This is a genomic window from Ruegeria sp. SATB027, assembly GCF_059613825.1.
In genome coordinates this window covers 316083-341013 of record NZ_JBXWTH010000017.1, presented here as the reverse complement: position 1 = coordinate 341013, position 24931 = coordinate 316083, and the positions used below count along the sequence as shown (strand labels likewise).

Sequence of the window (24931 nt, the reverse complement as noted above, 5' to 3'; positions counted from 1 at the left end):
GCGGTTGTAGCTCAGTTGGTTAGAGTACCGGCCTGTCACGCCGGGGGTCGCGGGTTCGAGCCCCGTCAACCGCGCCATTTTCATCCTCAAGCAGATCAACGGTTGCGCCTTTACGGGCACCTTTTTCCAATCCATTGATCATTGCAGGTTCTAATCGGCGAAATTTCGACTGTTCACTAAATGTTCTAACTTTTCTGTTGGAGTCTTGGTCTGGCTCGCCTATCTCTTAACCACTTGTTTGTTGGGGGCCGCATATGGCTGAGCTGAAGAATATCGAGGTGCGCGGCGCGCGCGAACATAACCTCAAAGGTATAGACGTTGATATCCCTCGGGATCAGTTGGTGGTCATCACCGGACTGTCGGGTTCGGGGAAGTCCTCATTAGCGTTTGATACCATCTATGCCGAAGGCCAGCGCCGGTATGTCGAAAGCCTTTCGGCCTATGCCCGGCAATTCCTGGATATGATGGAAAAGCCGGATGTCGACCATATCAGCGGCCTGTCTCCGGCAATTTCGATTGAACAAAAGACGACGTCCAAGAACCCGCGTTCAACTGTGGGCACGGTAACCGAAATCTATGACTATCTGCGTCTGTTGTTTGCGCGCGCCGGAACGCCCTACAGCCCGGCCACCGGGCAGCCGATTGAGGCGCAGCAAGTGCAGGACATGGTCGACCGGATCATGGCAATGGAAGACGGCACACGCGGCTATCTTCTGGCCCCCATCGTGCGCGACCGGAAGGGTGAGTACAAAAAAGAATTCCTGGAGCTGCGCAAACAGGGTTTCCAACGCGTCAAGGTGGACGGAGAGTTCTACGAACTGGATCAACCGCCTGTATTGGATAAGAAATTCCGTCACGATATCGATGTGGTTGTTGATAGACTGGTTGTACGGGAAGGAATGGAAACGCGCCTGGCCGACAGCCTGCGCACCGCTCTGGACTTGGCGGACGGGATTGCCATTTTGGAAACTGCCCCGCGTGAAGGTGATCCGGAACGCATCACATTCAGCGAGAATTTTGCCTGCCCGGTCAGCGGTTTCACCATTCCCGAAATCGAACCACGCCTGTTTTCGTTCAACGCGCCGTTCGGTGCCTGCCCGGATTGTGACGGTCTTGGGGTCGAGTTGTTTTTCGATGAACGCTTGGTGGTGCCGGACCAGACGCTGAAACTCTACGATGGTGCTTTGGCCCCATGGCGCAAGGGCAAATCTCCGTATTTCCTGCAAACCATCGAGGCCATCGCGCGCCATTACGAGTTTGACAAGAACACGCCCTGGAAGGACCTGCCTAAAAATGTGCAGGAGGTCTTTCTGCGTGGGTCCGGGGATGATGAAATTCAGTTCCGGTACGACGAAGGCGGGCGCGTCTATCAAGTGACCCGCAGTTTTGAAGGCGTGATCCCGAATATGGAACGGCGGTACCGCGAAACTGACAGCGCGTGGATTCGTGAGGAATTTGAACGATATCAAAACAATCGCCCCTGCGGCGCCTGCGAAGGCTACAGGCTGCGGGCCGAAGCGCTGGCGGTCAAGATCGCCGGGCTGCACGTGGGACAGGTGGTTCAGATGTCGATCCGTGAGGCTTTGGCGTGGATCGAAGATGCGCCCAACCACCTGAGCGCCCAGAAAAACGAAATTGCCCGCGCCATCCTCAAGGAAATTCGCGAGCGACTTGGTTTCCTGAATAACGTTGGTTTGGAATACCTTACGCTGTCCCGTTCAAGCGGAACACTATCGGGTGGCGAAAGCCAGCGTATTCGTCTGGCCAGTCAGATCGGCTCGGGGCTGACCGGGGTTCTCTATGTGCTGGATGAGCCCTCGATCGGACTGCATCAGCGTGACAATGACAGGCTTCTGGATACGCTCAAGAACCTGAGGGATCAGGGCAATACGGTGATCGTTGTAGAACATGACGAGGAAGCCATCCGTGAAGCTGACTATGTTTTCGACATCGGTCCGGGGGCAGGCGTACATGGCGGGCAGGTGGTCAGTCACGGAACGCCTGCGGAAATCGCGGCAGATGCGGCCTCTATTACCGGGCAGTACCTTGCGGGAACGCGTGAAATCGCGGTTCCGGTGCAGCGCCGTAAAGGCAAAAAGCAGAAAGTCACGGTGGTCAAAGCCACGGGCAACAACTTGAAGAATGTCACAGCCGACTTCCCCTTGGGCAAATTCGTTTGTGTCACCGGTGTGTCGGGCGGGGGTAAATCCACCCTCACGATCGAGACATTGTTCAAAACCGCGTCAATGCGGCTGAACGGGGCGCGTCAGACACCAGCACCCTGTGAAACCATCAAGGGGCTGGAACACCTCGATAAGGTCATCGACATCGACCAGCGCCCCATTGGGCGAACGCCGCGTTCAAACCCGGCGACTTACACCGGGGCCTTCACCCCGATCCGAGATTGGTTTGCCGGCCTGCCTGAGGCTAAGGCACGCGGGTACAAACCCGGTCGCTTCAGCTTTAACGTCAAAGGCGGGCGGTGTGAGGCATGTCAGGGTGACGGTGTCATCAAGATCGAGATGCACTTTCTGCCTGACGTCTACGTGACTTGCGAAACTTGCAAGGGGGCGCGGTATAACCGCGAGACGCTTGAGATCAAGTTCAAGGGCAAATCCATCGCGGATGTGCTTGATATGACAGTGGAAGATGCGCAGGAGTTCTTCAAGGCCGTGCCCTCAATCCGGGACAAGATGGACGCCCTTGCGCGTGTGGGTCTTGGCTATATCAAGGTGGGTCAACAAGCCACGACGTTGTCAGGTGGCGAGGCGCAGCGGGTAAAGCTGTCCAAAGAGCTGTCGAAGCGTTCAACCGGACGAACGCTCTATATTCTCGACGAACCGACAACAGGTCTGCATTTCGAAGATGTGCGCAAGCTGTTGGAAGTGCTGCACGAACTTGTCGATCAAGGAAATACGGTCGTGGTGATTGAACATAATCTGGACGTGGTTAAAACCGCGGATCATATCATCGACATTGGGCCTGAAGGTGGTGATGGCGGTGGCGAAATCGTCGCCACCGGAACACCGGAAGACATAGCCGATGTTGAACGCAGCCACACCGGGCGATACCTGAAGCCGATGCTGAAAGGGGCGCGCGTCGCGGCAGAATAAGTGCCCAGACGCGGCCTCAGTTCAGGATATCTGCGATCGCACCAATCAGGTTCAATACTTTGCGTGTCTCGGGGTCGACCCGGTACACGTAGTCACCTGCACGGACATATGAGTAGTTTCGGTTCAACCCATAGCGATAGGGGTCATTGATCCAGCGGTAATCGTTGGTAATGAAGTCACCATCGCGATAGATTTTCTTTGCCTGACCCGGCGGCACACAGGGAACGGATTTCTTGGCCAGACCCGGAGGGCAATGCCCGGCCTTGTTCTTTGCACCCGCGGCAATCGGGGAAAGGGCCAAAGCCGCCAGAGTTGCCGTCGTCACCAAAAATCTCGTCATGTCGCCTTCCTTTGCGATTTGGCCAGCCGGGGCCTTTTGTTCATGACTGCCTAGATGGTCGCTTGCCCAACATCTGTCAAATCGTTGGGCAAGATGCCGCCAGTTGTCTTAGTCACGCCCGCGCTTTTCGAACCGTGGCAGCATGGCACTGAAATCGCGTCCCTTGCCATCTTCATTCTCGACAAATTGCTCATAAAGCGCGGCGGCCACCTGACCCATTGGCGTATCTGCATCTGCACTCTCTGCCGCCTGCTGGCTGAGGCGCAGGTCCTTCAGCATCAGCTCGGCTGCGAAACCGGGGGCGTACCCATTGTCCGCAGGGCTTTGCGGGCCGACACCGGGGGCAGGGCAATAGGCGTTCATCGTCCAGCTGTATCCAGACGACGTACTTACCACGTCAAACATCTTTTGCCGGTCCAGACCCAGCTTGTCGGCCAATGCGAAGGCTTCACAGGTTGCAATCATGGTCACACCAAGGATCATGTTATTGCAGATCTTGGCAGCCTGACCGGAACCGGCCTCACCACAGTGAACAGCTTTCTGCCCCATGATGTCGAACAGAGGGGATGCCTTGGAAAACGCGACCTCTGATCCGCCAGCCATGAAGGTCAGCGTGCCAGCCGCAGCACCACCGATGCCGCCTGAAACCGGCGCGTCTACGGACAACAGTCCGGCGTTGATGGCCTGATCGGCAACTGCACGAGCGCTTTCCACATCAACTGTCGAGCAATCGATCAGCACAGCACCTTGTGCCATTGCGGGAATGATCTGATCGGCAACGGCCCTCAGAATCGCACCGTTTGGCAGCATCGTGATGACAGCATCGGCCGTTGCAACAGCTTCCGAAGCGGTTGCGGCCTGAGTTACCCCTTCAACCGTCACGCCTGCTGTGTCAAAGCCAATAACCTGATGACCGGCTTTTGCAAGATTGGCCGCCATTGGCGCGCCCATGTTTCCCAGTCCGATGAAACCGATTTGCATCTCTTAATCCTCTTCGAAAGTCAGGGCGTCCGCACCCAGTGGCTGCAGCATTTTCGACACGGCCACCAGAGGGACGTTCATGTCAGGAAACTGCCAGTTCGGATTGCGATCCTTGTCGATGATCTGCGCACGGATGCCTTCCAGAAAATCGCCATGCTCCATCGCGCGGTGGGTGAAACGATACTCCATCTCCAGAGCTCGGCGTATGGTCAGAGAAGGGGAGCGCAGGCGATGAAGAACCTCGATTGTGCAAGCCACGGAAAGCGGCGCGTTTTTCCTCAGCATGTCCAGAGTTTTCGCCGAAAACTCACTGTCGTCGCTGCGCAGACTGTTCAGAATGTCGCCAAGGGTTTCACCGGAAAAATGCTGATCGATTTGGGCCTGCAAGTTCACCAATTCACCATCAGTCGGTGTATCGGCGTGGTCAGCCAACAGCTCAGCGTTTCCAGAGGCTTCGAGCAACTCTATCAGATCGGACCATTGTGATTGCGGGATGAAAAGGTCGGCAAACCCTGCATAGATCGCATCCGCAGGCCCCATCCGATAGCCCGTTGTTCCCAGAAACTCACCCGCGCGTCCAGGTGCAAGGGCCAGCATCAACGAGCCGCCGACATCCGGCACCAGTCCGATGGAGCATTCTGGCATGGCAATCTTTGCGCTTTCTCCCACAACGCGATGGCTGCCATGGCATCCGATGCCAACACCGCCGCCCATCGCGAACCCCTGAAGAAAGCTGATGACCGGTTTAGGATATTCGAAGATCAGGGCATTCAGACGGTATTCGTCACGCCAGAATTTCTGACCGTAAGAAAAATCACCCTTGGTGCCGGTTTCATAAAGTTCGGCAATATCACCGCCCGCGCAGAAGGCCTTTTTCCCTTCGGCGTCCAGGATGATCAGGTCAATCTCATCGTCCTCGCGCCAGTTGCGCAGCGCTGTGTCGATAGCCATGCACATGTCATAGGTCATAGCGTTCAGCGCATGAGGACGGGTCAGGGTGATACGCCCGGCACGGCCTGTGGTGCGGATATCGATATCTGACATGGGCGCCTCAGCGATTGGCAAGCAATTGGCGTGATACAATCACACGCATGATCTCGTTCGTGCCTTCCAATATCTGGTGCACACGAAGATCACGCACAAGCTTTTCGATGCCGTAATCCGCAAGATAGCCATAACCGCCATGCAATTGCAGGCACTGGTCCACAACTTTCGATCCGGTCTCGGTAACGAACTTCTTGGCCATGGCGCAGAACTTCGTGGCATCCGGCGCGCCCTGATCCAGCTTCCAGGCTGCCTGCCGAAGGAACGTCCGCGCGGCCTGCAATTCGATCTCCATATCCGCCAGACGGAATTGAAGGGCCTGAAACTGGTCGATGGATTGGCCAAAAGCCTTTCGTTCGGACATGTATTGCAGCGTCATATCCAGCCCGGCCTGAGCGGCCCCAAGCGAGCAGGCAGAAATGTTAAGCCGTCCGCCATCCAACCCCATCATCGCATATTTGAATCCGTCACCTTCCGTGCCCACAAGGTTTCCGGCCGGTATCTTGCAATCGTCGAACTGAACTTGCGCGGTGGGTTGGCTTTTCCAGCCCATCTTCTGCTCGAGCGCGCCAAAGCTGAGGCCGGGCGTGCCGTCTTCAACGTAAACGGTCGAAATCCCTTTGGGCCCGTCCTGGCCGGTACGCACCATACAGACGTAAGCATCGGAATATCCGCCGCCTGAAATGAAGGCCTTTGTTCCGTTCAGCGTATAGCCTTCGTTGGTCCGTTCGGCGCGTGTTTTCAGCGCTGCCGCATCCGATCCAGAACCGGGCTCGGTCAGGCAATAACTCAACACAGTTTTCAAGCTCAGAATATCGGGCATGATGCGCGCCTTTAGGTCATCGTCTGCAAAGTTGTCGAGCATCTTGGCGCACATGTTATGGATCGACAGGAACGCCGCGACCGACGGGCAGGCCATCGATAGGGCCTCAAAAACCAGGGTTGCATCCAGACGGGTCAGGTTTGACCCACCGCTGGCCTCGGACACGTAAAGGGCACCGAAGCCAAGCTCTCCTATTTGGGGCCACAAGGTTTTGGGGATCGTTCCATCAGCCTCCCATTTCCGGGCAAAAGGGGCGATATGTTCCTGCCCAAAGGCATGTGCCATGTCGAAAATGGCTGTTTGTTCCTCGCTGAGTGCGAAATCCATGGCGCTCCCTCCCATCGGCAATGAATTGAACAGTTGTTTATTTCTGAATTCTTACAGAAATTTTGCAGGTTCAACAATGGCTCTGGGCAGGGGGCTGTTGTCGCCAGTGTCTAAAGATCCGCGTGGAACTCTTCGATCAGGTGGCGCACGACGGCCTTGCCGGGATCTTCCCCGCGCGCGGAAGCCTCGGCATGAACGCGGCGCTGGCGTGTGGCCGAGGTGCCGTTTTCGGCGATCTGCCGCAGGCGGGCCAGTTCCGACATTGTGCCCAGTGCCTCGGCATCCTCGGCCAGCAATCCCATCAGATCACCGATCAGGTCGGACATGGGTTTTATCGAGCGATCGCCGAAATCGATCAATCCTTCGCCCACACCATATCGCTGCGCGCGCCAGCGGTTTTCACCTATCAGAAAGCGATCGTATTGCCGCCAGCGCAAGTTGCGATCTTTCAAGCGGCACAACATTCTGGTCAACGCCTGAACAAGGGCGGCCAGTGAAAGCGTGTGTTCCAACCTTGGCTGGACATCCATAATCCGCGTTTCAAGTGTTGGAAAGCGATGCGAGGGGCGCAGGTCCCACCAGATTTTAGTGGTATCTTCGATGACCCCAAGTTCAATCAAAATACCCGTGGTGCGTTCATATTCGCCCCAGCTTGCAAAGACCGGTGGCAGACCGGTACGTGGCAGATTGTCAAAGACGGTCAGGCGGTACGACGACAGGCCCGTATCTTCGCCGTTCCAGAAAGGCGACGACGTTGACAACGCCAGAAGATGCGGCAGGAAGTAAGACAATTGCGGCATCAGATCAGAACGCAAGGCTCGGTCTTCGATCCCGACATGAACATGCATGCCGCAGATCAACATCCGGCGGGCCACGCCCCCAAGCGCGTGTTGCAGCGAATCATAGCGTTCCTTTCGGGTGTGGTGCTGATCCTTCCAGTTCGCAAATGGGTGGCACGACACGGCTATTGGTGACAGGTTATACTCCGCAGCCCGTTCCGATACACAGGAGCGCAGGCGTTTCAGGTCCTCGCGCGCCGAAGCAACGGTTGCATGCGGGCGGGTGCCGACTTCTATCTGACATTGCAGGAATTCGGGGCTGACCTGTCCTTCGAAATCATTCTGACAGGCTTCCATCAGCGCTTCGGGAGCTTCGGACAATTGGAGGCTGTCGCGGTCTACAAGAAGGTATTCTTCTTCGATCCCGATCGTGAATTCCTGCTGCATGGCGGCCCTCGCGGTAGTTATTTTGATCAGTGAATACGGAAATTTTCTTTTTGCCAAGGGTTTGCCCGGCTTGTCCTTGCAGAGGAACGACCAGCAAAGGTATGGAATAACGCAGCAAAGACCACGGAGCCAGCGATTTGAAACCCAGAAAATTCCCGCAGATCAACGCCGCTCTGGATGAGCTGGGTGTGAAACTGGTCGACAAGGTCGCTGAACAGGATGAGCGCACACGCCTGGAAGCTTTTGAGGCTGCCGGAGGTCTGACGCGCCCCGTCTATGCTTTGTCGCCGGGAATGGATGGGTTTGATATTTCGCAACTGGTCAGTGAATACGCCGCGCATAAGCATGCGCTGGACGCGCTGAAGGATCCTGAGCGCAATCAGACCGGCTATCGTTCTGGAAACGGCTATTACGACAGCCCCGACGCGGATGCCTTGTATCTGATGATCCGACGCTTTCAACCCCGGCGGGTGATTGAGGTTGGATGCGGAAACTCGACCAGAGTAACCCGGCAGGCAGTCATCGATGGCGGGTTTGACACCAACATTACGGCAATTGATCCGTATCCCCGCGCTGACATCGCCCAAGTTGTTGATCGGTTCGAACAAAAACGGCTGGAGGACGCCGACCCGGCGCTGTTTTCAGAGCTGGAAGCCGGCGACATTCTGTTCATCGACTCCAGCCATGTTGTTCGGATGAGCAACGACGTCGCGCACTTGTTCTGCCGCATCATTCCGACACTGAAGCCCGGAGTGGTGATCCATGTGCACGATGTTTTTCTGCCCTACGAATACCCCAAGCGGTTCTTCTATGACTGCCCGGGCTGGGGCGAGCAGTACATGTTGCACGCTTTGCTGCAATCTGGCGCATATTCAATGCTTTGGCCGGGATATTACCTGCAACAGGATCGACCCGATGCCGTCGCCAATTTCCCCTTTTTGGCTGAAGGGCGCGCTCAAAGCATCTGGGTACAGCTAAAAGAAAAATGAATTCAGACTGATCCGGCGTGACGATAGCCCCGTACCCCTTTCCATAACAAGCTGGAGAGGAGAAGACAGCCATGTTTCGTCGTACTTTTATGGGTGCCGCCGCCGCATTTGCATTTGCCATGCCGGTCAAGGCGCAGGCTGCGGATATCGTTGATACCGCTGTAGCGGCCGGATCGTTCAACACGTTGGTTGCCGCAGTTCAAGCTGCAGGTTTGGTAGATACCCTGAAAGGAAAAGGTCCATTCACCGTCTTTGCCCCAACAGACGAAGCGTTTGCCGCTTTACCCGAAGGCACGGTGGAAACGTTGTTGTTGCCGGAGAACAAAGATCAACTCGTGTCAATCCTTACGTACCATGTTGTACCAGCCAAGGTGATGTCCGGCGACATAGCTGGCAAGCGCGCGAAGGTTCTGACTGTACAGGGTGATCGGCTGAGCGTGAATGCCAAAAACGGCGTCAAAGTGAATGACGCCAAGGTCATACAGGCAGATATCGAAGCCAGCAATGGCGTGATCCACGTGGTTGACGCTGTTATCCTGCCGGAATGACGCTCTGCTCCTCAAAAAATCAAAGCCCTGGCGTATGACCGGGGCTTTTGCTTTTCTAAGCTGGTAAATTAGACCAAACGAACCTGTGTGCCAATCTGGACGAGCGGATACAGTTCCTCGACATGTTGGTTGTACAGGCCGATACAGCCAGACGAGCTCTGACGACCGATCTTGCGCGTGTCGTGCGTGCCGTGGACGAGATAAGCAGGCCAGTCCAGATACATGGCGCGGGTTCCCAGCGGGTTGCCTGGATCGCCACCTTCCATCCGAATAGGAAGGTTGGGGTCACGCTCGCGCATCGAGGCGGTCGGCGTCCAGCTTGGGAACTCTGTCTTGCGCACAACTTTTGTGTAGCCGCGTTTTGTAAGCTCTTCGCTCATGGGCACAGAGCTGGGGTACAGCTTATAAGTGCCATCCGGCGCCCAATAGTGAACCGCGCGGCTGGTAATGTCGGCCAACAGGCAGCCAACGCCCAGCTCATCAAAATGGTCTTGCCAGTTTTGTTGCGCGAATGACGATACATTGCGCCGTACCGGTAACTGTGTGCTGATCGCGTCTTCTGTCTCCGGAAACGCGTCCGTGCTTTGGGCCCGAACAAGGGCGGGGGTCGCCATCAGGGATGCAACGCCCAGCAGGGCGGAACGACGGGTTATTCGGGAGTGGGACAAGGGTGCCTCCGGTAAATTCACTGCTCGTTGTGTATTTGGCGGCAAGATATTTCCATTGGTCGCAATTTTCCAGAGTGACGCACCTGAATTTCTTGTGAGCGTGAAGGATTTGAACGCTGCTCGGCGGAAAAATGCAAAAACCCGGCCCTGAATAGGGCCGGGTTCCATAGTCATGCAGGCTGAAATCAGTCCATGGCTTTGAAGTTGAACTCGCCACCTTCCTTGATGCCCGACGGCCAGCGTGCGGTTACTGTTTTGGTGCGGGTGTAGAACTTGAAGCTGTCCGGGCCATGCTGGTTCAGATCGCCAAACATGGATTTTTTCCAACCACCAAAAGTGTGATAAGCCAGCGGAACGGGGATCGGAACGTTGATACCCACCATGCCGATATTGATCCGGCTGGCATAATCGCGCGCTGTGTCACCGTCGCGGGTAAAGATCGCTGTGCCGTTGCCGTATTCGTGGTCCATCGCCAGGCCGATCGCCTCTTCGTAGGAACCTGCACGGACGGTCGACAGAACCGGGCCAAAGATCTCCTGTTTGTAGATGTCCATGTCCGGAGTGACGTGGTCAAACAGGTGCGGGCCGACGAAGAAACCGTCTTCATAACCTTGCAGGCTGAAGTCGCGGTTATCGACGACCAGCTTAGCGCCTTGCTCGACACCCGAATTGATCAGACCAAGGATACGCTCTTTCGCGGCGGCGGTTACTACAGGGCCCATGTCGACATCGTCACCAGCGGTGTAGGGGCCCACTTTCAGCTTTTCGACGCGCGGTATCAGCTTTTCGATCAGCTTGTCCGCGGTTTCTTCACCAACCGGAACCGCAACAGAGATTGCCATGCAGCGTTCGCCTGCTGCGCCAAACCCGGCACCGACCAGCGCGTCGGCGGCCTGATCCAGATCGGCGTCGGGCATGACGATCATGTGGTTCTTGGCACCGCCAAAACACTGGGCGCGTTTGCCGTTTGCGGTGGCACGGCTGTAGATATACTGAGCGATCGGGGTAGACCCCACAAAGCTGACGCCCTGAATGATCTCGCTGTCGAGGATCGTATCAACGGCCTCTTTATCACCATTCACGACCTGGAACACACCCTTGGGCAGACCGGCTTCGACAAACAGTTCGGCCAGCATCAGCGGAACCGAGGGGTCACGCTCGGACGGTTTCAGAACAACGGCATTCCCGCAGGCCAGTGCCGGACCGACATGCCACAGGGGCATCATCGCAGGGAAGTTAAAGGGCATGATCGAACCCACGACACCCAGCGGTTGGCGCATGGAATACATGTCGATGCCGGGGCCTGCGCTGTCGGTGAACTCACCCTTCAGCATCTGAGGCGCACCGATGCAGTATTCGATCACCTCCAGACCACGCTGCAAGTCGCCCTTGGCATCGGGAATGGTCTTGCCGTGCTCGCGGCTTAGTGCCTCGGCCAGTTTGTCCATGTCGCGGTTCATCAGGCCGACCATTGCCATCATGACACGTGCACGTTTCTGAGGGTTGGTCGCGCCCCACTCCGGCTGGGCAGCGGCTGCGGCCTCAATGGCCGCCGTGGTTTCCGCAGCACTTGCCATCGGGCACTTGTATTGAACCTCGCCCGTAGCCGGGTTGTAGACGTTGTCGAAACGACCGGATGTACCGGCGACCATTTCGCCGTTCAGGAAATGGGTCAGATCTTGCATCAATAACTCCTCCGATAGATTTGTGCGCACAATAGGCTTGCAGAAATCCCGCGAACAGAGGCAATGTCTCAAAAGAGTTTTGCAAAAATGCAAAAGGAAACGGTGTGACTCCAAACTGGGACGATATGCGGATCTTTCTGGCCGTGGCGCGCGAGGAAAGTCTTTCCTCCACTGGTCGTATCCTGAAAATCGATCCCGCCACCGTGGGGCGACGTGTTGCGCGATTGGAAACGACGCTGGATTCTGCGTTGTTCACAAAGTCGCAGCAGGGATATGTCCTGACACCGGCAGGGCAGCGCCTGTTGGAACATGGATTGCATGCAGAAGAAGCGATGCGCGCAGCGGCCGGAGCCGTGGCCGGATCCACGAAATCACTCAGCGGGCAAATCCGGATCGGCGCGCCAGATGGCAGCGCAAATTACCTGTTGCCCCAGGTCTGCGCCAGGATCAGTGATTCAAACCCGGAACTGGATATTCAGATTCTGGCTCTGCCGAGGGTGATCAACCTGTCCCGTCGCGAGGCCGATATGGCCGTGACCGTCAGCGCGCCAACCGCAGGGCAGCTTTTGGTCAAGAAAGTCAGTGATTACAAACTGCATTTGGTCGCGACCGATGAATATTTGAAACGTCACGAACCAATCCACTCGGTCGCTGACCTCAAGGGGCACCGGTTGATCGGTTACATTCCCGACATGATCTTTGACCGCGAACTGGATTACCTGAACGATATTGGGGTTGACCGTGTCGCGCTTGCATCGAACTCGGTCTCGGTGCAATTGCGGCAGGTCAGTTTGGGAACTGGCGTTTGCGTGGCACATGACTTTACGTTGCCGTTCCATCCGGGGCTTCGGAAAATCCTGACGGATCAAGTGAGTCTGACGCGCAGTTTCTATCTGGTTCGGCATGAAGGAGATCAGCGCAACGAACGGTTGAACCGCTTTGCCGATGCCCTGACGCGCGGCATTCGCGAGGAAGTGCTTCGATTGGAAGCAGATGCCGGTGCTTGACAGGTCGCCACAATCGCGCAACGCTTTGGAATAAGTGTTATTATTCCGGAGGAATTCTTCATGTTGGTACAGGCTATCCTGACGTCCAAAGCGACAGACGGCGTTGTAACGGTGGCGCCAATGGCGACAGTTTCAGAAGCCTCGAAGATTCTTGCGGAAAAGCGGATCGGGACGGTTGTTGTTTCTGACGATGGCGGAGAAACCGCGATTGGAATTCTGTCAGAACGCGACATCGTCCGCGAGCTTGCCGCCAGCGGTAGTGGCTGTCTCGACCAGCCTGTAAAATCCTACATGACGCAGGACCTGATCACGACGACGCGTCAGGCCTCTGTTCAGGATATCATGGCCCGCATGACAGAAGGGCGCTTTCGCCATATGCCGGTTGTCGAAGACGGTAAACTGATCGGCATCGTCACACTTGGTGACGTGGTAAAGGCCCAGCTGGCCGAACTGGCGATGGAAAAGGACGCCCTGGAAGGCATGATAATGGGGCACTAACAGCAAGGGGTGCCAAAGCAATCACTTGCACCTGCAGCAAAGTTGTGTTTGCTTGCGCAGAAATTTTATTGCGCAGGAGGGCGTGATGCGGGTTGGTTTGTATCCGGGAACCTTTGACCCTATCACCATAGGGCACATCGATATCATTCGCCGGGCGGCTGCATTGGTGGATAAACTGGTCATTGGCGTCGCTATCAACCGGGACAAAGGCCCGTTGTTCTCGCTGGAAGAGCGCGTCGCGATGATCGAGGCCGAATGCGCCGAACTGACCGAACAAACCGGTACTGAAATTATCGCTCATCCCTTCGAAAATCTATTGATCGATTGCGCAAGGGATGTCGGTGCGCAGATCATCGTCCGCGGTTTGCGCGCTGTCGCGGATTTTGAGTATGAGTTCCAGATGGTTGGTATGAACCGCGCACTGGACGACTCGATCGAGACTGTCTTTTTGATGGCCGAGGCACGCCATCAGGCGATTGCTTCAAAACTGGTGAAAGAAATTGCCCGCTTGAACGGAGACGTGTCGAAATTCGTCACGCCCCGTGTCAATGCCGCACTGCGTGAGCGGTTAGGCTAGGGCACCCATCGCGGCGGCCGTATCCAGCATCCGGTTCGAAAAACCCCATTCGTTGTCATACCAGGCCAACACGCGAACCAGCGTACCGTCGGTGACTTTGGTTTCTGCCAGTGACACCGTCGAGCTGTGCGAGTCGTGGTTGAAATCGACCGAGACCAGTGGACGGCTTTCCGCGGCCAGAACACCGGGGATTTTTGCCGCGGCATCAATGAACAGTTGATTGACCTCATCTTCGGTCGTTGGGCGCGAAACCTCGGCAACCAGATCAACGACCGAAACGTTCGGGGTGGGTACCCGGATGGCCTGACCCGTCAATTTGCCCCTGAGTTGCGGCAGTACCAGCCCCACAGCGGCAGCTGCACCGGTTGTGGTGGGGATCATCGACAGGGCTGCGGCGCGCGACAGGTAGGGGTCTTTTCCAACCGTGTCATGCACAGGCTGGCTGGCGGTATAGGCGTGAACGGTGGTCATGTTGCCATGTTTGATGCCAAGACCAGCGTCCAGCGCTGCGGCAACCGGAGAAAGGCAATTCGTGGTGCAGGATGCGTTCGAAACGATCAGATCGTCGGCGGTTATTTCGCTATCGTTGACACCAAAGACGATGGTTTTCACACCGCCGTCACCCCGTGCAGGGGCTGAGATCAGGACTTTCCGTGATCCGTTCTTGAAGTGACGTTCAGCCGCTTCTCGTGTGCGGAAAACCCCGGTGCATTCCAGAACAACGTCGATATCAGACCAGGGCAGGTCTTCGGGATTACGCTCACTGCTCAGGCGGATCGGGCCGCGGCCCACATCCAGACCGGCGTCTGTAAGCGTGACAGGGTTGGGATAACGGCCATGAACACTGTCAAATTCGAACAGATGCGCGTTCATGTCGGGCTTGCCCAAGTCGTTGATCGCGACGATCTCAACGTCTGTACGTCCGCTTTCCATCACCGCGCGCAGAACCCCGCGCCCGATCCGTCCAAATCCGTTGATCGCTAGTTTCAGGGTCATGGTTCGCTCCGTACAAATATCTCAGCCATATGAGTTAGCGCTAACAATTACAGATCAAGCGAAATGTCAAGAAAAACCTCTGTCATCGCCAAAAAGCGAGCCAGTCCAGAAAGTCGTATAGCTTCTTACCGAGGAACAACATGTGCTCGGTTCCATACAAGGCTACGTCCAGCATCATGCCCCCAAGCAATAGGACGCCAAGCCAGATAGCGATTTGATTGTTCATGTCGGTTCCGAACGAAAATGCCCGCCCAGATAACCTGAGCGGGCATCAACGTACAAGCGAAGTCCGAAGGGTCAGTTAAGGCGGCCCATGGCGACGGCTACGTCTGCCATGCGAACCGAGAAACCCCACTCGTTGTCATACCAGGCCAGCACGCGCACCATGCGATCATCGACGACACGGGTCTGGTCGGGTGCGAAGATCGAGCTTTCTTCGGTGTGGTTGAAATCGGTTGATACCAGCGGTGCGGGCTCATATCCCAGAACGCGCTGCATCGGGCCCTTGGCTGCTTCTTCGACGATTGCGTTGATCTCGGCCACCGAGGTGTCACGCGACGCGCGGAAGGTCAGGTCAACCGCTGAAACGTTCGGGGTAGGGACCCGGATGGCAGACCCGTCCAGACGGCCTTTCAGGTTTGGAAGAACTTCACCCAAAGCTTTGGCAGCACCGGTTGAGGTCGGGATCATCGACATCGCCGCAGCGCGGGCGCGATAGAGGTCGCTGTGACGACGGTCCAGCGTGGGCTGGTCGCCGGTATAGGCGTGAATGGTGGTCATGATACCGTGTTCAATGCCGACGCCCTCGTCCAGCACCTTGGCCAGCGGGGCCAGGCAGTTTGTGGTGCAGGAGCCGTTCGACACCATGTTGTCGTTCGCGGTCAGGGTGTTGTGGTTCACACCAAAAACGATGGTCTTGTTCACGTTCTTGCCGGGCGCGGACAGCAGCACCTTGCCCGCACCGCGATCCAGATGTGTTTTGGCCTTGTTGCCGTCATTGAATTTACCGGTGCACTCCAGAACGACGTCACAGCCCTCCCAGTCCAGTTCATTCATATCGTAGGTCGAAAACATCTGCATCGGGCCACGGCCCAGATCCATTGTGTTGCCTTCGATCGAAACTTCGCGCGGGAACCGCCCGTGAACGCTGTCATATTTTAGCAGATGCGCAGAGGTTTCCAATGGGCCGGTTGCGTTGACTTTGATCACTTCGATGTCGTTACGCCCCGACGCGGCGATGTGCGACAGGGTGCAGCGGCCAATACGGCCAAAACCATTGATACCGACCTTGATGGTCATGTGACGTCTCCTGATGCGCTTGCGTTGAGGGCCATATAGCGGCGAAATGGGAATCTCAAAAGGGCAAAAACGGCATATTTTTAAGGTGTTAGCGCAAACCTGTGACGGTTGCGCTAACGCTTGCGCTAGCCGTTGGATCAGGTAGGGTCCAGATGCGGCAGTGATTGGGAAAGGAAACGCAATGAGTGGTCTTTTGGCCTTGTTGGACGATGTGGCCGGGATCGCCAAGGTTGCGGCGACATCGGTGGACGATGTCGTGGCCGCGGCGGGCAAGGCAGGGGCCAAGACTGCGGGAGTGATCATTGACGACGCCGCAGTGACACCGAAATACGTTCAGGGCTTTGCCCCGGCGCGCGAATTGTCGATCATCTGGCGTATCGCGCGCGGTTCGGTGTTCAACAAAATCATACTCCTGTTACCGGTAGCCTTGCTGCTGGCCAATTTCGCCCCGTGGCTGATCACCCCACTGTTGATGCTGGGTGGATCATATTTGTGTTTTGAAGGCGCCGAAAAGATTTTTCACGTTCTGTTTCCTCATGGAAGTCACGTCATAGAGGAAGACATGAAAAACCGGGATCCGGGCCATCTGGAAGAGCAGAAGGTCAAGGGCGCGATCAAAACTGATTTTATCCTCTCAGCCGAGATTATGACCATTGCACTGGCGGCGATCGAAGCGCCAAACCTTTGGATGCAAGCCGCAACTTTGGCCGTTGTGGGGATTGGCGTGACGGTGGCGGTTTATGGCTCGGTGGCGTTGATCGTGAAGATGGATGATGTTGGGCTTTATCTGGCGCAGAACGCGCCGACACCTATCGGTCGCGGTCTGGGCCGAGGGTTGGTCAAGGCAATGCCCGCGGTGATGAAAACACTGTCGGTCGTCGGAACTGCGGCGATGCTGTGGGTGGGGGGCTCGATCGTCATCCACGGGATGGAGGTGTTGGGCTTTGGATGGTTGGGCCATCATATCCATGATTGGGCCTATGCCATTGGGCATACTGTGTCTGATCAATGGGTTGGCGCGGTTGAGTGGGTATCCAAGGCCACGATGGATGGCGTATTTGGTTTGGCTTGGGGATTGGTTTTGATCCCTGTTGCAACCCGGATCATAGCACCACTGTTAAGTAAGAATGCGAAACACTGAATTGACCCGTTACCGTCTGGGCACGACCATCGATGGCCCGCTTAATCGAAAAGTGGGCACCCGCGGATCAAACGGCAGATCCTCAATTATTTCTGCTTTGAGTGTTGCTGCCGACGAGGTCCCATTCGATGAATCCGAGCTGTACAGTTTCTTGCATTTTCGTGTTGATACCGCTTTCAGGGCGCAGGAGCGTAGCCGTTGGTTCGGGGGACGCTTTTTCAACGCTTTAGTGGGTCAATCGGCTGCTTATGTTCCGCTGTCTGGAACACATCTTCGCCAGGCGTTGTCTTGCCTCGGCCTGCAAGTACCTGAGAAAGTGGTGGTGCGAGGACGGTATGAGTTGCGATTGGATTACGCTCTAAAAGCCTATGAAGAACTTGCGCTTCGGGTAAAGGCTGAACCCAAATGAAAAGGGCGGCCAAGGCCGCCCTTTGCTCGATCAGATGGGACTGATTTACAGCCCCAACAATTCCTTGACCTTGGCCACGGTTGCTTCGGCGGTGATGCCGAAATGCTTGTACAGTTCACCGGCAGGGGCCGAAGCACCAAAGCTGGACATGCCGATGAACCCGGCTTTGGCTTCGCGGCCACGTTCACCCAGCAACCAACGATCCCAACCACCAGCACGAACCGCAGCCTCGATACCAACGCGGACCGGACCTGCCGGAAGGACGCGCTTGCGGTAGGCTTCGTCCTGCTCTGCGAACAGTTCCATGCAGGGCATCGAGACGACGCGGGTGCCGATGCCCTCGGCTTCGAGCATCGCTTTGGCTTCCATGGCCAGCGACACTTCGGAACCGGTGGCAATCAGGATCGCCTGACGCTTACCTTCTGCTTCGGCCAGAACGTAAGCACCTTGTGCGGTCAGGTTCTTGGTCTTGTGCTCGGTACGTACAGTTGGAACACCTTGACGGGTCAGCGACAGGACCGAGGGGCTTTCCTTGAAGGTCAGCGCCAGTTCCCATGCCTCGGCCGTTTCAATGGTGTCAGCGGGGCGGAACACAAAAGTGTTGGGGGTTGCACGCGAGATCGCCAGATGTTCGACAGGCTGGTGGGTCGGGCCATCTTCGCCCAGACCGATCGAGTCATGGGTCATCACAAAGACACTGGGGATCTTCATCAGCGCGGCCAGACGCATGGACGGGCGGGCATAATCTGTGAAGGCCATGAACGTGCCACCATAGGGGCGGATACCACCATGCAGCGCCATGCCGTTCATCGCGGCCGCCATGCCGTGTTCACGGATACCGTAATGGATGTAGCGACCCTTGCGGTTATCCGGAAGGAATACACCCATATCGGCCGATTTGGTGTTGTTCGATCCGGTCAGGTCCGCCGAACCGCCAACGGTTTCGGTCATGATCGGGTTCACAACGTTCAGGACCTTCTCCGACGACGAACGGGTGGCCAGTTTTGGCTGGTCTTCGGACATCTGCTTTTTGAAGGCACGAATGGCGCCAGCCAGTCGCTTGGGGGCCTCGAACGCATAGGCGCGGGTGAACTCAGCCTGCTTACGCTCGGACAGTTGTGCGAAACGCGCTTCCCATTCCGCACGCTCGGCAGCGCCACGCGCACCGATGGCTTCCCATGCGGATTTGACATTGGCAGGCACGTCAAACGCGTCATGCGCCCAGCCATAGGCCTTCTTGGCAGCCTTAAGCTGATCCGGATCGGTTAGCGCACCGTGCCCCTTTGACGTGTCCTGAGCCGCGTGGCCCAAAGCGATGTGGGTTTTACACGCGATCATGGTCGGCTTGTTCGACTTCTTCGCCTGAACGATGGCCGCGTCGATGGCCTTGGGGTCATGACCGTCGATTTCGATCACATGCCAGCCCGACGCCGCAAAGCGACGAACCTGATCGGTGCGGTCCGCGATGTCGACGGTGCCGTCGATGGTGATGTTGTTGTTATCCCAGAAGACGATCAGCTTGCTCAGCTCGTGACGGCCGGCCAGCGTGATTGCCTCCTGGCTTACGCCTTCCATAAGGCATCCGTCGCCCGCGATGACATAGGTATAGTGGTCAACAACCTTCTTGCCATAATGTGCACGCTGGATTTCTTCGGCTATCGCAAAGCCCACGGCGTTCGAGATACCCTGACCCAGCGGGCCGGTCGTGGTCTCAACGCCAGCGACCAGGAAGTTCTCGGGGTGGCCTGCGGTTTTTGCGCCCAACTGGCGGAAATTCTTGATCTCCTCCAGCGTCACATCTGCATATCCCGTAAGGTACAGCAGCGAATAGACCAGCATCGAACCATGGCCGGCGGACAGGATGAAGCGGTCGCGATCCGGCCAGTTCGGGGCCGAGGCGTCAAACTTCAGATGCTTTTCGAACAGGACGGTGGCGACATCAGCCATGCCCAAGGGCATACCGGAATGTCCGGAGTTTGCAGCGGCGACGGCATCAAGGGTCAATGTGCGGATGGCCGCAGCTTTGTCCCAGTGTTCGGGGTTGGCATTGCGCAGCGCAGTCAGGTCCACGGGCGTTGTTCCTTTGGATAAAAAGCAGATTGCGGGCTCAATACCACTCAGCACTCAAAGTGCAAGCAGAACCGGGGTTTATCCGCCTGGATTGCTTGAAGTGCGTGGCCCAAGTGGTTGAAAGCAAACAGTGGGTATTTTCTGTCGCATTCCGTTAGACTGGCGGCAGGCGGGATTCGATTTTGATTCGGATCGCTTCGCAACAGAATGAACCTTGATAAAGAGGTGACAGGGGCATGAGCCAACTTGAGGAATTACAGCACCGCATTATTGCGGCGATGGACCGTATCGGAGCGGGCGTCGACGCATTGGGCGGTGCGACCGTAGATGCCCGGCCAGATGACGGCCTCCAGGCAGCGCTTGAAGATGAAAAAGTTGCGAACGCGCAGCTTCAGGAACGTCTGAGAACCCTGAAGGAACAGCACGAACAGGAAGTGGACGGGTTGCGTGCCGATCTTGAGGAGTTGCGAGCCGCTCCGGCCGATACAGCCGAAACAGACGCTCTGCGATCCGAGCTGGAAGAAGCCCGTGCGAAAATCGCATCGGTCGAAGCCGCGCGCGCTGAATTGGCCGAAGCCAAGGCCGCACTGGACAATAGCACCGAGCTGGAGGCGCTGAAGGCGGAAAACAGCCGGCTAAAGGAAGAACTGTCAGACACTGTCCGCGTCGACGACCTGAGCGCCGAGCTTGAGATGCTGCGCGCTGAACGGACCAGCCACGGCGCTGCAATGTCGCGGCTGGACGACGATCTGCAACGGATGCGCAAGGCAAACGAGCAGTTGCGCACTGCGATAGACGAATTGCGCGCCGCCGCCGCCGAAGGTGTCGCAGATGCCGAGCTGCTGAACCGGGCCACCGTCGCGGAATTGGAAGCAACGCGCGCGGCACAGGCGTCAGACGCCGCCGAAGCGCAGGCCGTTCTTGCAAGGTTGGAACCTCTGCTGTCGCAGGCGAAACTTGTTGAAGGTGAGGTAGAGTAATGCCCGAAGTGACCATTCATATCGGCGGGCGCGGTTTTGACGTATCCTGCCGGGACGGGGAAGAGCCCTTTCTGCACGCTGCCGCCAAAGTGTTGGACGACGAGGCGCAGGTGCTGTCCGATCAGATCGGTCGTATGCCGGAATCCCGCATGTTGCTGATGGCCGGTTTGATGCTGGCCGACAAGACTGCGGCGACAGAGGACAAGGTCAAATCGCTCGAAGGGAAACTGGCCGAAGCCGAAGCCGAGCTTCAGGCGCTGCGAAACGCCCCGGCGCCCGAACCTGAGCGCATTGAAGTGGCTGTGGTTCCACCATCCGTTACGGATACGCTGGCCGAACTGGCCGCACGGGCCGAAGCGCTGGCCGCAGTAGTTGAGGAGAAAAAGGCACGATGAGGTTCCTGCGCAAATTCATCTGTGCGGCGGCGCTGGTTACGCCCGCGACAACGGCACTGGCCGAAATCGATATTCTGTCTGTCACCTTCACCTGCGAGAACGGAATACCGCTGCCTGTCACCTATTTCAACGCGCCGGGTAGTACAGGTGCAGCGGCAACCTTGGTGGACAATTCTCTGGTTGTGATGCGTCAAGTCCAAAGCGGGTCTGGTATCCGCTACGAATCCATTGGTGATGGTGGAACCTACATCCTGCGTTCGAAAGGGTGGGACGCGTCCGTAAGCTATTTGGCGGCAGGCGCCGCCGTTGAGCAGGAGATCTACCGGGGTTGTTCCAGCCGTTAGGCTGGATTACGCGTTTGCTTCGCGAATTTTGTCGGCTGCTTCCTTGTTGTAGCCGACGTTGTTTTCGTCGAACAACGCGTCCAGTTCGCCCGACAGAGTCATCTCGGTGATGATATCGCAGCCGCCAACAAACTCACCTTTGACGTAAAGCTGGGGCACAGTGGGCCAGTCGGAATAATCCTTGATCCCCTGACGCACCTCTTCATCGGCCAGAACGTTCACATCCGTGTATTCAACGCCCATGTAGTTCAACACACCAGCCACGCGCGAGGAGAACCCGCATTGCGGCATTTCCTTGGTGCCTTTCATATACAGCACCACATCGTTGGCTTTGACGGTTTGGTCGATCTGGGTCTTAACGTCGGTCATCTTGTTTTTCCTTTTCATCCGCATCTGCGGGGATTGTTCCATCACTGGGCAAACTGGGTGCCCATCCTTCGGTTTCAAGCCGCCGGTGTTCGGCCTGCGCCATTTTCACCGGATCAAGCCCGTATCTCTCAAGGCCGCCCACTTTGCTGAGTTCACCCGGATCTGGACGCATGTCGGCGAGGTTGCGTTTTCTGTTCCGCTTCACATAGGCTTCGATCAGCGCGGCGGCAACTATCAAAGCTGCGATTGCTGATATCCAAACCTGCCATGAACTCATTTTTTGGGAACCATCGCTTTGGCGTAGGCCTGTGGGTCTCTTGTGACCCGAGACACGGTTACATGACCACCGCCGCCTCCCAACACGGTTCCGTGGTCTATCAATTGGTCTCCGTGACCAGGTTTCACGCCCCGAATTTTGTCGGAGCGCGTATTTTTTATTGCCGATCTGACAATAAAGGCGCTGCCGGCAAAGGCAATCAGTCCACAAATGCCGTATATCCAGACGGTTGCACTCACTCAGGTACTTTCGTCGTCAGCGCCAGCGCGTGCAGCTCACCATCTGGGCCATCCATCTTGCCTTTCAGCGCGGCATAAACCGCGCGTTGTTGCTGCACCCGGTTTTTGCCGCGAAAGCTTTCGTCCACCACCATGGCGGACATATGAACACCGTCGTTGCCGCCGACCTGAATATCCGCATCAGGAAAAGCTTCTCGCAGCAGGTGTTCGATTTGATGGGCGCTCATCGGCATGTAGGTAACTCCTGAAGGTCTTTCCAAAGATGTAGAGCGCCTGAACCGGGCGCGCAAGGGCACATGAATGTGCCAAAACGACGAAACCTGCGCTTATTCAGGGCGCAGGTTTCGAGCAAGTTTTATTCAGCCTGATCAGGCGACGGCGTCGGCAAAACTGTTGCGGAAAATGGCCGTCAAGTCTTCCAACGAGGCCTCCGAGCTTCCGATCCTGATCGTATCGCCGGTGAAACGGCCAACCGAGACCAGCGGCACACCTGCCTGACCCGCCGCGATCATCAACGCCTCGGCCTGATCAAAGTTGCACGCGACCAGATACCGCGCCTGATCTTCCCCGAACAGGATTTCCGTCGGTGCATCATCCAGGCACACGCCAACCCCGGCGGCCTCGGCAAGTTCGAAGGCCGCCAGCGCAAGGCCGCCATCACTCAGGTCTGTGCAGGCCTTGATCATTCCACGATTGGCGCGAATGAAATCACCGTTGCGTTTTTCAGCGTCCAGATTCACATGTGGCGCGTCGCCATCTTCTCGGTTGAAGACTTCGGCCAGAAGGGCTGACTGACCCAGATGGCCTTTGGTTTCACCGATCACCAAAGCCACGTGACCCTCGCGCACCTCGTTGCCGATGATTTCATCGCTGTGGTTCAGCAGCCCGACAGCGCCGATTGTGGGGGTGGGCAGGATCGCCTGGCCGTCGGTTTCATTATACAGCGACACGTTGCCGGACACGATCGGCATATCCAGCGCGCCGACTGCGGCGCCGATTCCCTGAATGGCGCCAACAAACTGGCCCATGATTTCGGGCTTTTCCGGGTTGCCGAAGTTCAGGTTGTCGGTGGTAGCCAACGGTTTCGCCCCAACAGCCGTCAGGTTGCGGTAGGCTTCGGCCACCGCCTGTTTGCCGCCTTCAACCGGGTTGGCGCGGACGTAGCGCGGAGTCACGTCAGAGGTAAACGCCAGCACCTTGTCGGTGCCGTGGACGCGCACCATACCCGCGCCCAGGCCCGGTGTCCGGTTTGTATCCGCCATCACCATCGTGTCGTATTGCTCATAAACCCACTGCTTGCCCGCGTAGTTGGGCGACGAAAGTAAGGCGCGCAGGCCGTCAATCGGGTCGATCTGAGGCACTTCGGCCAGTTCCTCGGCTTCGGGCGTCGGCACCCAAGGGCGATCATATTCGGGCGCGGTCGAAGACAGTTTGGACAGGACGAGATCGGCCTTGACCTCACCGTTGTGCATGATCAGGAAGCGGTCTTCGGCAATGGTTTCGCCAACGATTGCGAAATCGAGATCCCATTTTTCGAACACGGCGCGGGCCTCGGCCTCAAGTTCGGGTTTGAGAACCATCAGCATGCGTTCCTGAGATTCGGACAGCATCATTTCATAAGCTGTCATGTTCTCTTCGCGCTGGGGGACGCTTTCCAGATCCAGACGTACGCCCAGACCGCCCTTATCGCCCATCTCAACGGCGGAACAGGTCAGGCCCGCAGCACCCATGTCTTGAATCGAGATCACGGCACCGGTCTGCATCAGCTCAAGCGTTGCTTCCATCAGGCGTTTCTCGGTGAAGGGATCACCCACCTGAACAGTAGGGCGTTTTTCCTCGATGGTGTCGTCAAACTCGGCCGAGGCCATCGTCGCGCCGCCGACACCGTCGCGTCCGGTCTTGGCACCCAGATAAACCACAGGCATGCCCACGCCCGACGCGGCAGAGTAGAAAATCTTGTCACTGTCGGCCAAACCGGCGGCAAAGGCGTTCACAAGGCAGTTGCCGTTGTAAGCCGGGTGAAAGCGGACCTCGCCCCCAACGCAAGGCACACCGAAACAGTTGCCATAGCCGCCAATGCCTTCGACCACGCCGTTAACCAACTGGCGGGTTTTGTGGTGGCCGGGTTCACCGAAGGACAGCGCGTTCATCGAAGCGATCGGGCGCGCACCCATGGTGAACACGTCCCGAAGGATGCCGCCGACACCCGTTGCCGCGCCTTGATAGGGCTCGATGTAAGACGGGTGATTGTGACTTTCCATCTTGAAAACAACGGCCTGACCGTCGCCGATATCCACGACACCGGCATTCTCGCCCGGTCCGCAAATGACCTGAGGTCCCGAGGTCGGAAGAGTGCGCAACCACTTCTTCGACGACTTGTAAGAACAATGTTCGTTCCACATAGCCGAGAAAATGCCAAGCTCGGTAAAGGTCGGTTCACGCCCGATGATCTCGAGGATCATGTCGTATTCCTCGGGCTTGAGCCCATGTGCGGCAATCAGATCGGGTGTGATGGCGGGCTCTTGCATCTTCTGTCCTGTGTCCAAGTGGGCCGAGATTGCGCGCCTTGTAGGGCAAGCACGCGCG

General features: G+C 57.0%; 25 protein-coding genes and 1 tRNA gene. 12 read left to right on the top strand and 14 right to left on the bottom strand.

Going from position 1 to position 24931, the window contains the following annotated elements:
- Together AC2FPW_RS03665 and uvrA are read left to right on the top strand one after the other, a co-directional pair.
- Positions 1-77 (top strand) — tRNA-Asp (locus AC2FPW_RS03665).
- Positions 78-254: 177 nt separating this feature from the next.
- Positions 255-3113: an excinuclease ABC subunit UvrA gene (uvrA, locus tag AC2FPW_RS03660; protein WP_496812578.1), complete on the top strand. Its 2859-nt coding sequence runs from the start codon at positions 255-257 to the stop codon at positions 3111-3113.
- A 16-nt stretch (positions 3114-3129) separates the two neighbouring features.
- On the opposite strand, the gene AC2FPW_RS03655 is transcribed toward uvrA, so the two are convergent.
- The 5 genes from AC2FPW_RS03655 to AC2FPW_RS03635 form a co-directional block, all read right to left on the bottom strand.
- Positions 3130-3453 (bottom strand): hypothetical protein, encoded by a 324-nt coding sequence (locus AC2FPW_RS03655; protein ID WP_480481119.1) that lies wholly within the window; start codon positions 3451-3453, stop codon positions 3130-3132.
- 108 nt (positions 3454-3561) lie between these two features.
- Positions 3562-4434, bottom strand: coding sequence for a 3-hydroxyisobutyrate dehydrogenase (gene mmsB, locus AC2FPW_RS03650; protein WP_496812577.1), 873 nt, complete (start codon positions 4432-4434; stop codon positions 3562-3564).
- Positions 4435-4437: 3 nt separating this feature from the next.
- Positions 4438-5478 (bottom strand): 3-hydroxyisobutyryl-CoA hydrolase, encoded by a 1041-nt coding sequence (locus tag AC2FPW_RS03645; protein WP_496812576.1) that lies wholly within the window; start codon positions 5476-5478, stop codon positions 4438-4440.
- A 7-nt stretch (positions 5479-5485) separates the two neighbouring features.
- Positions 5486-6628: an acyl-CoA dehydrogenase family protein gene (locus AC2FPW_RS03640; RefSeq protein ID WP_496812575.1), complete on the bottom strand. Its 1143-nt coding sequence runs from the start codon at positions 6626-6628 to the stop codon at positions 5486-5488.
- A gap of 110 nt (positions 6629-6738) precedes the next feature.
- Complete coding sequence (locus AC2FPW_RS03635; protein WP_496812574.1) at positions 6739-7854, bottom strand: carboxylate-amine ligase; 1116 nt, start codon at positions 7852-7854, stop codon at positions 6739-6741.
- A gap of 137 nt (positions 7855-7991) precedes the next feature.
- Here AC2FPW_RS03635 and AC2FPW_RS03630 point away from each other — a divergent pair, with 137 nt between their 5' ends.
- Positions 7992-8843, top strand: coding sequence for a class I SAM-dependent methyltransferase (locus AC2FPW_RS03630; RefSeq protein WP_496812573.1), 852 nt, complete (start codon positions 7992-7994; stop codon positions 8841-8843).
- 71 nt (positions 8844-8914) lie between these two features.
- The gene (locus tag AC2FPW_RS03625; RefSeq protein WP_480485754.1) at positions 8915-9391 is read left to right on the top strand and encodes a fasciclin domain-containing protein; all 477 of its coding nucleotides are present in this window, start codon (positions 8915-8917) and stop codon (positions 9389-9391) included.
- Positions 9392-9459: 68 nt separating this feature from the next.
- Here AC2FPW_RS03625 and AC2FPW_RS03620 read toward each other — a convergent pair whose 3' ends face one another.
- Both AC2FPW_RS03620 and AC2FPW_RS03615 read right to left on the bottom strand, forming a co-directional pair.
- Positions 9460-10005 carry a L,D-transpeptidase gene (locus AC2FPW_RS03620; RefSeq protein WP_496812588.1) on the bottom strand — a complete coding sequence of 182 codons (546 nt, stop codon included), beginning with the start codon at positions 10003-10005 and terminating at the stop codon, positions 9460-9462.
- Between the two features lie 239 nt (positions 10006-10244).
- Complete coding sequence (locus AC2FPW_RS03615) at positions 10245-11744, bottom strand: CoA-acylating methylmalonate-semialdehyde dehydrogenase (protein WP_496812572.1); 1500 nt, start codon at positions 11742-11744, stop codon at positions 10245-10247.
- A gap of 125 nt (positions 11745-11869) precedes the next feature.
- On the opposite strand from AC2FPW_RS03615, the gene AC2FPW_RS03610 reads away from it, so the two are divergent.
- The 3 genes from AC2FPW_RS03610 (at position 11870) to coaD (ending at position 13826) form a co-directional block, all read left to right on the top strand.
- Positions 11870-12751 carry a LysR family transcriptional regulator gene (locus AC2FPW_RS03610; RefSeq protein ID WP_496812587.1) on the top strand — a complete coding sequence of 294 codons (882 nt, stop codon included), beginning with the start codon at positions 11870-11872 and terminating at the stop codon, positions 12749-12751.
- Between the two features lie 60 nt (positions 12752-12811).
- A complete protein-coding gene (locus tag AC2FPW_RS03605) occupies positions 12812-13249 on the top strand; it encodes a CBS domain-containing protein (protein WP_267363439.1) in 438 nt (145 codons plus the stop codon).
- A gap of 85 nt (positions 13250-13334) precedes the next feature.
- The gene (coaD, locus tag AC2FPW_RS03600; protein WP_209596116.1) at positions 13335-13826 is read left to right on the top strand and encodes a pantetheine-phosphate adenylyltransferase; all 492 of its coding nucleotides are present in this window, start codon (positions 13335-13337) and stop codon (positions 13824-13826) included.
- Here the strand turns inward: coaD and gap (AC2FPW_RS03595) are convergent.
- Together gap (AC2FPW_RS03595) and gap (AC2FPW_RS03590) are read right to left on the bottom strand one after the other, a co-directional pair.
- Positions 13818-14822 (bottom strand): type I glyceraldehyde-3-phosphate dehydrogenase, encoded by a 1005-nt coding sequence (gene gap, locus AC2FPW_RS03595; RefSeq protein WP_496812571.1) that lies wholly within the window; start codon positions 14820-14822, stop codon positions 13818-13820. The two genes, coaD and gap (AC2FPW_RS03595), sit on opposite strands and share 9 nt — an antisense overlap.
- A 297-nt stretch (positions 14823-15119) precedes the next feature.
- Complete coding sequence (gene gap / locus AC2FPW_RS03590; RefSeq protein ID WP_267363431.1) at positions 15120-16121, bottom strand: type I glyceraldehyde-3-phosphate dehydrogenase; 1002 nt, start codon at positions 16119-16121, stop codon at positions 15120-15122.
- 181 nt (positions 16122-16302) lie between these two features.
- On the opposite strand from gap (AC2FPW_RS03590), the gene AC2FPW_RS03585 reads away from it, so the two are divergent.
- Positions 16303-17262 carry a DUF808 domain-containing protein gene (locus AC2FPW_RS03585; RefSeq protein WP_496812570.1) on the top strand — a complete coding sequence of 320 codons (960 nt, stop codon included), beginning with the start codon at positions 16303-16305 and terminating at the stop codon, positions 17260-17262.
- A gap of 1 nt (position 17263) precedes the next feature.
- Positions 17264-17671 (top strand): hypothetical protein, encoded by a 408-nt coding sequence (locus AC2FPW_RS03580; protein ID WP_496812569.1) that lies wholly within the window; start codon positions 17264-17266, stop codon positions 17669-17671.
- Positions 17672-17716: 45 nt separating this feature from the next.
- Here the strand turns inward: AC2FPW_RS03580 and tkt are convergent, their stop codons facing one another.
- Positions 17717-19741 carry a transketolase gene (gene tkt / locus AC2FPW_RS03575; protein WP_496812568.1) on the bottom strand — a complete coding sequence of 675 codons (2025 nt, stop codon included), beginning with the start codon at positions 19739-19741 and terminating at the stop codon, positions 17717-17719.
- A 236-nt stretch (positions 19742-19977) separates the two neighbouring features.
- Here tkt and AC2FPW_RS03570 point away from each other — a divergent pair, with 236 nt between their 5' ends.
- Genes AC2FPW_RS03570 through AC2FPW_RS03560 form a run of 3 tightly spaced genes read left to right on the top strand, consistent with a single transcriptional unit; the run spans position 19978 to position 21460 of the window.
- Entirely contained in the window at positions 19978-20721 is a 744-nt protein-coding gene (locus tag AC2FPW_RS03570) for a coiled-coil domain-containing protein (protein WP_267363423.1), read from the top strand.
- Positions 20721-21116, top strand: coding sequence for a cell division protein ZapA (locus AC2FPW_RS03565; protein WP_480537788.1), 396 nt, complete (start codon positions 20721-20723; stop codon positions 21114-21116). The genes AC2FPW_RS03570 and AC2FPW_RS03565 overlap by 1 nt, the downstream gene beginning before the upstream one ends.
- Positions 21113-21460: an MliC family protein gene (locus tag AC2FPW_RS03560; RefSeq protein ID WP_496812567.1), complete on the top strand. Its 348-nt coding sequence runs from the start codon at positions 21113-21115 to the stop codon at positions 21458-21460. The genes AC2FPW_RS03565 and AC2FPW_RS03560 overlap by 4 nt, the downstream gene beginning before the upstream one ends.
- Before the next feature lie 6 nt (positions 21461-21466).
- Here AC2FPW_RS03560 and grxD read toward each other — a convergent pair whose 3' ends face one another.
- The 4 genes from grxD to purL all read right to left on the bottom strand — a co-directional run bounded on the left by grxD (position 21467) and on the right by purL (position 24873).
- Complete coding sequence (gene grxD, locus AC2FPW_RS03555) at positions 21467-21829, bottom strand: Grx4 family monothiol glutaredoxin (protein WP_480481103.1); 363 nt, start codon at positions 21827-21829, stop codon at positions 21467-21469.
- On the bottom strand, positions 21816-22106 hold the full coding sequence (locus AC2FPW_RS03550) for a hypothetical protein (protein WP_480913039.1): 291 nt from the start codon (positions 22104-22106) through the stop codon (positions 21816-21818). Before AC2FPW_RS03550 ends, grxD begins: the two co-directional genes overlap by 14 nt.
- 235 nt (positions 22107-22341) lie before the next feature.
- Complete coding sequence (locus AC2FPW_RS03545) at positions 22342-22578, bottom strand: BolA/IbaG family iron-sulfur metabolism protein (protein ID WP_267363417.1); 237 nt, start codon at positions 22576-22578, stop codon at positions 22342-22344.
- A gap of 135 nt (positions 22579-22713) precedes the next feature.
- On the bottom strand, positions 22714-24873 hold the full coding sequence (purL, locus tag AC2FPW_RS03540) for a phosphoribosylformylglycinamidine synthase subunit PurL (RefSeq protein WP_496812566.1): 2160 nt from the start codon (positions 24871-24873) through the stop codon (positions 22714-22716).
- Positions 24874-24931 lie beyond the last annotated feature (58 nt).